This is a genomic window from uncultured Paraglaciecola sp. (assembly GCF_913020055.1).
In the GTDB taxonomy this organism is placed as follows: Bacteria; Pseudomonadota; Gammaproteobacteria; order Enterobacterales; family Alteromonadaceae; genus Paraglaciecola.
In genome coordinates, this window is record NZ_CAJWCF010000011.1 from 50,503 (window position 1) to 57,666 (window position 7,164).

Below are 7,164 nucleotides of genomic sequence, written 5' to 3' on the forward strand. Positions count from 1 at the left end.
CAAACTGGAAAAAAAATAAGTACATATACGTTATCGAACCAAAACAAGTTAAAATAAAAAGTTATTACACTGAATCGACTATTTGATTTATTAGTCGTTTCTTATTGGTCTATAGAATGCCATGTGTTATATATTTATGCAATAATAGTGAATAATTATTTAATTGGATGGTTATGCCAAATTTATCTTTCTTAGAACACTACGAAACTATCATTAATAGCCCGTCTATTAGCGCTTTTGATGAAAAAATAGATCAGACCAATAGGCCACTTATTGACATACTATCAGGCTGGTTTAGCGATCTTGGATTTACAATAACTATTCAGAAAGTGCCCGAGACTCGAAACAAATTTAATATGTTAGCCAAAATGGGTAGCGGAGAAGGGGGATTGTTGCTTTGCGGTCACTCGGACACAGTGCCCTTTGATGAGGGCAGTTGGCAATCTGATCCTTTTAAGGTGAAACAAGAAGATGGAAAACTCTTTGGTTTGGGCAGTTGTGATATGAAAGGTTTTTTTGCTTTTATTCTTGAAGCATTAAAAACTATTCCCCTAAATAAATTGAACAAACCTTTGTATATATTGGCCACGGCAGATGAAGAAACGTCTATGGCAGGCGCTCGCTTTTTTGCTCAACAACAATTGATAAAACCCAATATGGCGATTATTGGTGAACCGACTGAGCTCATACCTATCTATAAACATAAAGGGCATATCGCTCAAAGTTTAAATATTCAGGGTAAGGCAGGGCATTCTAGTGATCCTGATAAAGGTGTGAATGCCATCGAAATTATGTATCAGGCCATTGGTCAACTGATGGACTTGCAGACTAATTTAAAAACTAAGTTTCATGACGATGCTTTTAGTGTGCCCCATGTGACCATGAATTTAGGCCATATTCATGGTGGAGATGGTGAAAACCGGATCTGTGGACATTGTAAATTAAACTTTGATATGCGCGCTGTACCTGAGCTAAACGATGAACAGGCCCTTGCCATGATTGATGAGGCTTTGGCGCCAGTATTTGCTAAATATCCCAACCGTTTAAGTTTGGATTTGATGTACCCCACTGCGCCCGCTTTTGCCTGTCGCGATGAGCAAAATATTTTAGCGTTGGCTGAACAACTTACAGGTAAAAAATACCAAAGTGCCAACTACGCCACTGAAGCACCTTTTATCAATCAATTAGGTTGCGATACTATTGTTTTGGGGCCTGGCAGTATAGAACAAGCTCATCAACCTGATGAGTATATTTCTTTGGATTACGTTAATCCTACCGTTGTCATTTTGCAGCAAATGATCAACAAGGTGTGTTTTTAATTTAACTGATTGTTAGGCTAATTATTTTTCAAATATCGTCATAAGGTTTCATTCAAGATGCAAAAAACTATAGCATTGGTTGCTCACGACCATAAAAAACCAGATTTAGTGAAATGGTCATTGGCGCACAAAACTGAATTAACTAAACATAAATTAGTCGCAACAGGTACAACCGGTGGCATATTACAAAAAGAGTTAGATTTAGACATTCACTGTTTCAAAAGTGGTCCGTTAGGTGGGGATCAACAAATAGGCGCGTTAATAGCAGAGGGTAAACTAGATTGTTTGATATTTTTCTGGGATCCGTTAAACCCCGCTCCTCATGATCCTGATGTCAAAGCGTTACTTAGGTTATGTTCTGTATGGAATCTACCGGTTGCTTGCAATGTCTCTACAGCTGACATGTTGCTCACTTCGCCGCTATTTATAAATAACGACTACCAACGAGATATCCCTGACTTATAAAACTACAGGGCATAATTAATTTATGCCCTGTGTTGTTAATTGCATGACTAGTTATGCTCTACTGGCCTGACAGTTAATAAGTGATTTAACGCTGAAATGATAAAGGTTGTACTACGAGCTGGCGATTGTTGGTAAAAACGCTCCCAAGCATGACTTTTATGTTCATCGTAGTGTGATTGCCTTTCTGGAAATTCTTCGATATATGCCAGATTAACGGCATGACCTATAGTCACGTCAATGACGATCGCTTCTTCCACTATTAAGCTAGGATTTTGTTCGAAGAAACTGGCTAAGGCGATAAGAGTTTCAATAGTAAGTTGACGATATTCGGCTGAGTGAATATTGTTAAACATATGTTCGATTAATAACGCGAAAGCTTTTTCTCCTTCGGTCATATCACTCAACACTAAGTCACTACTGATACGGTTCCGCTTATCCATTTTATTGCCAATAACAAGGCCACTAGTGTGTTTCAATACACTCCAAATTTGGGCTAAAAACTCTGCCGAACGACGATCGAGTATACCTTGATGTTGTCGCCAATCCAGCCAACCATCTTCCGGCGTTTCTAGCTGCTCTAAGCCCAGGTTTTGCTGCCAGTTTAGGTGTTCAGTATTACCCTGTGCATGTAATGTTTCGAGTTTTTGTGGCAGGTCGGATAAGCTTTGATAATTTTCCAGCACTGCTTCTAAACGTGATTGAATTTCTGATGGCGGCATGTCCATCAAAATTTCGTAGGCATCATCAGTTGTGGTGTTGTGTTCTCGAGTAATTTGACTGGTTAGCAGAATGATCAACAGACTGACGCGTAAGGTTAATAATTCGCTAAATAACGCAGGCTTGGCTTTAATCAATAGACCCAGGTAAAGTAGAACTTCTTGGGTTAGGACTTGATCACGCACATCTTCACGGCAATATAGCACAATACGTTGCATCAGCTCTTCGTCTGCTAAAGGGCGCGTGATCAGCGATTCGTCATGATAAGAACGGCCTACCTGAATAAACTTTTGTGCGACTAATAAGTCGCTAACCGCTAGGCCTATATCGCCATCAATTTTGCCCTGTAATCCAGATGCTTGTCGCAACACTGACCACAGTCTTAGTCGTCCAGCTTGGGTATACACTTCTTCAATTAAGTCGTGCAAGCTTCGCTGTTGATTATGGATGTGAATTTTAGTGTCAATCGATTGAAGCTCAACGAGTTTAGTCAGAAGCGCTATTTGTTCATAAAGATTCGTCGCTTGGCCCAGCCCAGCTTCTAATATGTTAGTTTCTTTTTGCAAGGCGATTTCAAGTTCTTCACTTGGTGATAATTGTTTGTGCTCACCCGCTAAGGTCAAAACACAAGATTGAGATAACAAACTAGCTAATGGCTGTTCGGGTAAAATTAGGTCTTTTAGGTGCTCGACATGTTCAACCGCTGCGGTATTGATTAATTGAGCCATAATGTCGTGCCTAACAGGAATGCCGTCAACTTCACCGCTGGCAATCTCTTTCATTAAGGCATAAAAGGTAGTGCGATCGGTATCCAACAAATTGTGAGTGAGTAGTACAGTGACAGTTGGTCGACCCAACTCAGTCCAATTGCGGTGTAAATAACTCAGTTCTGATTTAAAGCGACGCACCAAAAATTCAATATCATAACCTAGAAAAAAGTCTCTTTGGATGAAACACGGAGTCAGGCATATTGCCCTTTGTTTGCCCATCATATACACACGGCTGGTGGTTAAGCTTTTTAGCTTTCTGGGCGTTCGTCCAGAAAGACCCAAGGCATCACATTTACCAATTTGTGCGTGAATGCTGGCAATATCTTCAGGACGATAAACCTGTACAGGAGAAATATCTTCAAGAGTTTGAGTTTGCACGCCATAAGCTTCTAACTCTTGTTGCAATATTTGATCTTCAGCCAAAAACATAAGCTGTACCACAGGTTTTTTAGGTATTTTATGCTGCCTGCGCCCAAGTGGATCCAAATCCCCCGGACGTAACAAACCGTCTTCGAGTAGACAGCCTAGCAAATATAAACTCTGTGCCCATACAAGTGGCACGTTGTCGTTGGGGATACGCTTTTGTGAGCCTGGTTCAAGACGTTCTTGTTCAACACACTCTTCGGCGACAAAATACAACTCTGGCAGCAACTTTTGACCATTTTGCTCGACTAAAACAGCATCAAGACGTGCGCGGTAATGACTTATTTGTTGTGTATCATCGCGAAAAATCGCGTCTAAATATAGATAGGTGTAAAACAGTGGCCATTCTGATTCGATATGTTCAAACTGCTTTAGCTCTTGTTCTTCGTAATGCAAGCGGCCTTCATCTTCGAGAGATGTTTGATGGCCATCACGTAAAAAACGTTTCAGTCCGTAGTTGCCCTCTAGTTTCGTAATGATATCGTTGCGTACTTTATCTGCCAGTGCTGGGTCATCGACAGCAAAAGCTGGATAACCCACTATGCTCAGCAGCGCTGCATCTGTCTCTTTGGTATTAGACTCACGCGGCAACATAGTGGTTAAAGTAATATTAGATTGAGCTATGTTATCGGGAATGACATGGATAACACTCGACTGTGAGCCTTTGGCGCCAAAAAGGTTAAAACCAGACAGTGCCTCAAGTGCCGCTTTGGCCATACCTAGCGAGCTGGCATTAAGCTCAACGTTACCACTGTTGCTTTTAGCGCCTCGTTCCCAAATACCAAAATCTGGCGTGCGATACGCTCGTTCAATGTAATACACTAAATTTTGTACGAAACTGACTTCTTCATCAGTCCATATAATTTCTAATCCTGAAGCAATCATTTGCGCTAACGTCAATAAAAATACCGAGGTCGCATCAACTTGTAAATGCCCCCATTCATCATCACCTACAACACTTTCACCGGTAGCAGTGTCATATTTGGCATGTAACGCGTCTATTGGCTGACGGCTTTTCTTAAACTTTTCGACTTTACTTGATTGCGCCATCATCGAACGTAATAAAGCGCGCATTAATTTAACGGTACGTTGCTGGAGCTCGAAACCTCGCCCTCCATCATCGTCTAAGTTGCGATAGGCTAGTGCAAGCCCCCATACAGCCAAAATACTGTATACATTGTCGCGCACCCAAGCGTCTTGGTAATTGCCATGCACAGTGACAGCCGTGCTGGCGGGAAGTAATCCAGAGATTGGATGTTGTTTGTCCAGAATGACCGATTGAATTTGGCCATAGTATTGGTCAAGACGACTACGTAATTCGATGTCTTGCATAATGGCTCCTAGTGGCCCGAATAAATAAAAAAGGTAAAGCCAAAGGTCAACAGACCTTTGGCTTTACCTAAATTATTGATCGCTAATGGTGTTATTAGCTAGGATTTTTTGTTTTTTCAATCCAATTGTTGACCATTCTTTCTAATACTTGCAAAGGCACAGACCCACCGCCTAACACAACATCATGAAAGTCTTTTATATCAAACTTTTCACCTAGTGCTTGTTGGGCTTTAGCACGTAATTTCAATATTTCTAACATGCCAATTTTATAACCTGTAGCTTGACTCGGCCAAACAAAATAACGCTGAACTTCAGAAATGATTTGTCCTTCTGAAATAGGTGAATTTTGTTTGAAATAGTCAATGGCTTGTTGTTCTGTCCAGCCTTTTGAGTGAATACCAGTATCGACCACTAATCGGATGGCTCGCCACATCTCCGTAACTAAGCGACCAAAGTCAGAATAAGGGGTGTTATACGCGCCCATTTCCTTGGCGAGCAATTCAGAATATAAAGCCCAGCCTTCTACGTAGGCATTGAAAAAAGCTTGTGTACGAAATTGCGGCACACCTTCTAACTCTTGCATGATAGATATTTGCATATGGTGACCTGGATTGCCTTCATGATAAGCAATGGCTTCCATTTCGTTTTTGGGCATGGCAGTCATATCAGACAAGTGGGCGTAATAAACACCTGAACGTGAACCGTCTGGTGTGCCAGGGTTGTAGTGTTGTGCTGCGCCGGGTTGTTCTCTAAAAGATTCAACTCGTTTCACTTCTAAGTCAGCTTTAGGTAACAATCCAAAGTATTCTGGTAATTTATTCTTGATGTAATCGAGGTAGGCTGTTGAGTCATCGAGATAACCTTGACGTCCCTCGTCTGTATCTGGATAGTAAAATAACTCGTTCTTAACATCGCTTTTAATGTAAGCAAAAAAGTCTTGTAAGCTCCCTTTAAATTCTACAGCTGTTTTAATTTCTTGCATTAAAGCTAATATGCGGGCTACTTCACTTAGGCCAATTTGATGGATTTCATCTGCTTTCAGATTTGTAGTAGTTGCGTTGAGTAATGCCGCATTGTAAAAGGCTTCGCCATCGGGCAGAGCTCCTGCACCAGTCGCTTGTTTTGGTACATTAACCAAGTCTTGTTCAAACCAAGCGATCAGATTTTCATAAGCTGGTTTAAAGTGTGTGAGTAATGCTTGTTGGGCTTGAGTTTGTATATCTGCCGCTTGTGTCGCATCAATTTTTTCAGCGTCGACTAAACCTTGAATTTCCTTTTTTAAGTCAGCGAACAAGGGAGAATCGACTTCACTTTGCTCAAATGGTTGGCCTTGCAGCAAGTTTTTAGATTGCTGAATCACTCCCTCATAGGCAAATAATGGAGGGCGCACACCTTCGCTGGCATGAATTTTTGCTCGTTCTAGTAATTGAGTCATAGCTCTACCTAGTGCAGCAATACGTTTGATATATGCATGCATATCTGGCAATTCATCAACCTGGTGTAAATTAATCAAGAAATTTGGCGTACTAGCATGTGGTCCATGCATTTGAGTAAATACGTAACCTCTTCTGCGATAAGGCACTTGGGCTTTTGCGGCTTCGTATTGAAACACCCAGAGGTCATAAGAAATTTTGGCATCTTCATTTAAAGCGGCGTAATCAAAAGAGTTCTTTAACTCAGCAACAGAATCAGCCTGCCATTTTAAACTTTTATCTTCAGCTGCTTCACTGAAATCATCTAATTCATCATAACGTTCTTTACGACCTAAGGTGGTCAGGGTCATGGGGGATTGTAAAAGTTTTTCTTCGTACTTGGTCTCAAACCATTGGTTGAGACGTTGGCTTTCTGTTAGTGCCTTTTCTTGTGTAATGCTAACTTCAGAGGGGGTGTTGTTCTCACCCTCTTTTGCCGCCTGACCGCAAGCGGTCAACATGAGAAATGTAATAATACCAAGGGATTTTTTCACGTGGATTCCTTATTAACCTTAAGCTGAATATTCGATTCGAAAGTACTAGGGGCTGTTGATCTTTCATATGTCACCGAGATTTTCCTCAAAATGTGCTTAATCAAGGCGAAATCTGTGAAGTTTGGTCATCCAAATAAACAGGTTTCAACGCCGAGTAAGTGCGTTTTGAGGA

The 7,164-nt window shown here is 41.1% G+C and carries 4 protein-coding genes; 2 read left to right on the forward strand and 2 right to left on the reverse strand.

Annotated features, from left to right (window positions below):
• Positions 1–173 precede the first annotated feature (173 nt).
• Positions 174–1,319: an acetylornithine deacetylase gene (gene argE, locus QZ488_RS04085; protein WP_293746486.1), complete on the forward strand. Its 1,146-nt coding sequence runs from the start codon at positions 174–176 to the stop codon at positions 1,317–1,319.
• A gap of 57 nt (positions 1,320–1,376) precedes the next feature.
• Positions 1,377–1,784 (forward strand): methylglyoxal synthase, encoded by a 408-nt coding sequence (locus QZ488_RS04090; protein WP_293746488.1) that lies wholly within the window; start codon positions 1,377–1,379, stop codon positions 1,782–1,784.
• A gap of 47 nt (positions 1,785–1,831) precedes the next feature.
• On the opposite strand, the gene QZ488_RS04095 is transcribed toward QZ488_RS04090, so the two are convergent.
• Positions 1,832–5,026: a glycoside hydrolase family 15 protein gene (locus QZ488_RS04095; protein WP_293746489.1), complete on the reverse strand. Its 3,195-nt coding sequence runs from the start codon at positions 5,024–5,026 to the stop codon at positions 1,832–1,834.
• A 94-nt stretch (positions 5,027–5,120) separates the two neighbouring features.
• Positions 5,121–6,992, reverse strand: a complete 1,872-nt coding sequence (locus QZ488_RS04100; RefSeq protein WP_293746491.1) for a DUF885 family protein — start codon at positions 6,990–6,992, stop codon at positions 5,121–5,123.
• Positions 6,993–7,164 lie beyond the last annotated feature (172 nt).